1 protein-coding gene is annotated in these 3412 nt (G+C 73.5%); it reads right to left on the reverse strand.

Annotated elements, in window-relative coordinates:
• Positions 1-3412 (reverse strand): amino acid adenylation domain-containing protein (locus tag QM582_RS01195; RefSeq protein WP_415081008.1); only part of this gene is annotated, 3412 nt, incomplete at both ends.

Consider the following 3412-nt stretch of genomic DNA (forward strand, 5'->3'; position numbering starts at 1 on the left):
CGACTCGGCGCGCGGGGCCAGCGCCCCGGCCAGGGCGGCGGCGGTGGGACGCCGGTAGATGTCGCTGACGCTCAGGTCGAGCCCGTCGTCGCGCAGCCGCCGGCTCACCGCGATGGCCTGGATGGACTGCGCCCCGCAGCGGAAGAAGTCGTCGGCGGCGCCCAGTTCCGGCATCGCCAGCGCCTCCCGGAAGGCGGCCAGGATTCGTGCCGTCGGCCCGTCCGGGGACGGTGCGGCGGCTTCGGCGTCCGCCCCGCCGCCGCGGGCGAGCTCGGCGAGCCGGGTCTGGTCGACCTTGCCGTGCGAGGTCAGCGGCAGCTCGGCCAGGCGCACCAGCCGCTGCGGGACCATGTACCGCGGGAGCCGCTGCGCCAACGCCGCGCGCACCTGGTCGCCGTCCGGCGCCGAGGCCCCGCTGTAGAACGCAGTCAGCCTGCTGTTGCCGGACTCCTCGGTGTGGATCACGACGGCATCGCTGACCCCGGGAACCGCCTGCAGCACCACTTCGATCTCGGACAGCTCGATCCGGTACCCGGCGTGCTTGATCTGCCGGTCGACCCGGCTGAGGTAGACGATCCGGCCGGCGTCGTCCAGCACGACCCGGTCGCCGGTGCGGTAGAGCCGGGTGGGCTCCCCGGTCCAGGCCAGCGGCTCCGGCGCGTCCCCGAAGACGGCGGCGGTCAGTTCCGGCTGCCGGTGGTAGCCCAGCGCCACGCTGGGCCCGGCCACGCAGAGTTCGCCGGCGACACCCTGCGGCACGTCGGTGCCGTCGGGGTGCTGAATCCGGAGCTGGCGGTTCGCGGCCGGCGAGCCGATCGGCATCCGTTCGTAGTCGGGCCGTTCGTCGACGCGGAAGAAGGTGGTGCACACCGACGCCTCGGTGGGCCCGTAGAGGTTGAACAGCTTGCCCGGCCCCAGCACGTCGAAGGCTCGCCGGGCGGCCCAGGGCTGCATCGCTTCGCCGCCGACGTAGAGGGCGCTCATCCTGGCGACCGCCTCCGGGTGCTCGGCCATCAGCAGGTGGAACACGGCGGTGATCAGGATTCCGGCGTCGATCCGCTCGTCGCGCAGGAAGCCGGCCAGCAGGTCGGCGTCCATGGTGGTCCGCTGGTCGCCCATCACCAGCGTGGCCCCGGCGAGCAGGGCGCTGTAGATGTCCAACAGGGACGGGTCGAAGGTGTAGCCGGTGAGGAACAGGATGCGCTGGCCCGGCCGGTAGCTCATGTAGCCGTTGTCGGCGCAGGTGCTGAGCACGCCGCCGTTGCTGACCAGCGTCCCCTTCGGCCGGCCGGTGCTGCCGGAGGTGTAGATCATCACCAGCGGATCCGCCGGGGTGAGGGCGGGTGGCGGGTTGAAGGCGCCGTCGAGGTCGCGCGGATCCCAGGCCGGGCAGCCCAGCGCCTGGACGCGGGCGTCCGGATCGTCGGCGAGGACGACCCGGGCCCCGCTGTCCGCCAGGACGTGCCGGATCCGGTCTTCGGGGACGGCCGGGTCGAGCGGAATCTCGATGGCACCGCACTTCATCAGCGCCAGCCGGCTGAACAGCTGCCAGGGTCCGCGGTGCAGCAGGCACAGTACGAAGTCGCCGGCGCCGATCCCGCGCTGCTGCAGCCCGCCGGCGAGCAGGTCGGTGATCCGCTCCACCTCGGCGTAGCTCCATTCGGTCGACTGCCAGCGCAGCGCGATCCGCTCGCGGTGCTCGTCGAAGGACGCCTTCACCCGCTGGTACAGGCTGTCTTCGATGGCCGGGCCGGGCGCGATCAGGGCCTGGCGGCGGTGCCGATCGGCCTCCTCGTCCTCGCAGCGCAGCTCCGCCACCCAGGCCTCGGGCCGCGCGACCATGTCGAGCAGCAGCTGATCCAGGTGACCGGCCAGCCGGGCGACGGTGGCGGCGTCGAAGAGTTCGCGACGGTACTCGACATCGACCTCGAACCGGTCCTGGTGCTCGGCGACGCTGAGCGACAGGGCGTAGCGGCTCTTGAGCCGGCCGGGCGGGATCGCCTCGAGCCGGACGCCGTCCAGGTCGAGCTCGTCGGTGCCCGTGGCCACGTAGTTGACCAGCACGTCGAACAACGGGTTCGACTGATGCCCGGCCGGCAGGTCCAGCCCGGCGAGGACGTCCTCGAAGGGCGCGTCCCGGTGGCTCAGCGCGGCCAGGGCCACGTCCCGGCTCGCCGCCACCGCCTCGGTCACGGTGCGGCCGGAGTCGTCGCTGACCAGCAGCGGGAGGGTGTTCACGAACATGCCCACGGTGCGTTCGGTGGCGGGCGTCCGGCCGGACACCGCGGTGCCCAGCACGAAGTCGCGCTGGCCGCTGTGCAGGCCGAGCACCCGGGTGAGCGCGGCCAGGAAGACCGCGTACGGGGTTGCGCCGCAGCGGCGGGCCAGGGCGGCCAGCTCGGGCTTGGTCACCCGGCAGTCGAGGTGATGCCGGGCACCGTCGAACGTCGCGGATTCGGGTGCCGGCCGGTCGGTCGGCAGCTCCAGGTGCGGGACGCCGTCGGCGAAGAGCCCGGTGAAGAAGGCCACGTCCGCGGCGGCCCGGGCCCGTTCCTCCGCGGTGAGCAGCCGCTCGACGTGCCGGGTGTACGGCTCCGGCGTCCCGGCGGGCTGCTCGCCGCGGAGCAGCCGGGTGAGGTCGTCGGCGAGGACGGCCAGCGAGTGCTGGTCGCCGACGATGTGGTGCAGGTCGAGCAGCAGGTAGTGCAGGTCGTCGGCGATCCTGAGCACCTCGACCCGGATCAGCGGAGCGCGGCCCAGGTCGAAGGGCTCCGGTTCGGCCGCCAGCCGGGCCACCGCCTCGGCCTCGGACAGCTCGGTCACGGTGACCACGTCGGGCACCTGGTCGTGGACCCGCTGGCGCAGCGTCATCCCGTCCAACTCGAACGAGGTGCGGAGCTGCTCGTGGCGCTGGACCAGGCTGCCGAAGGCGTCCCGCAGCCGGCCGAGATCGAGCGGGCCGGTCACCTTGTAGCCGAGCGCCAGGTTGTAGGCGGTGCTGTTGTCCTGCAACGCGCACACCGCGTACATCCGTCGCTGCGCGGGCGAGGCCGGGGCGGTGAATTCCGGCTCGACAGGCGCCGGCTCAATGCGCGGCGGGACGGTGGACGCCTGCTCGGTGGGTGGCGGGACAGCGTCGGTCTGCACCGAGGACGCCGCCGTGGCGGTGACCGTCCGGGCCAGCCCCGGGTAGCTCGGGTCGGCGAAGATCGCCGCCACCGGCAGCTCGAGACCGCCACGGGATTCGAGCAGCGAGGACAGGTGCACCGCCGCCAGCGAGTCGCCACCGTCGCGCAGGAAGTCGGCGCCGTCGTCGGGCTCCCTTCCGAGCACCGCCAGCCAGGCCTCGCGCAGCACCGCCGCCGCGGATTCCGCCGCGGGGTCGCCGGCCGGCCCGGCGTCCGGGCGCTGA

It is taken from the genome of Micropruina sp., assembly GCF_047607385.1.
In the GTDB taxonomy this organism is placed as follows: Bacteria; Actinomycetota; Actinomycetes; order Propionibacteriales; family Propionibacteriaceae; genus Micropruina.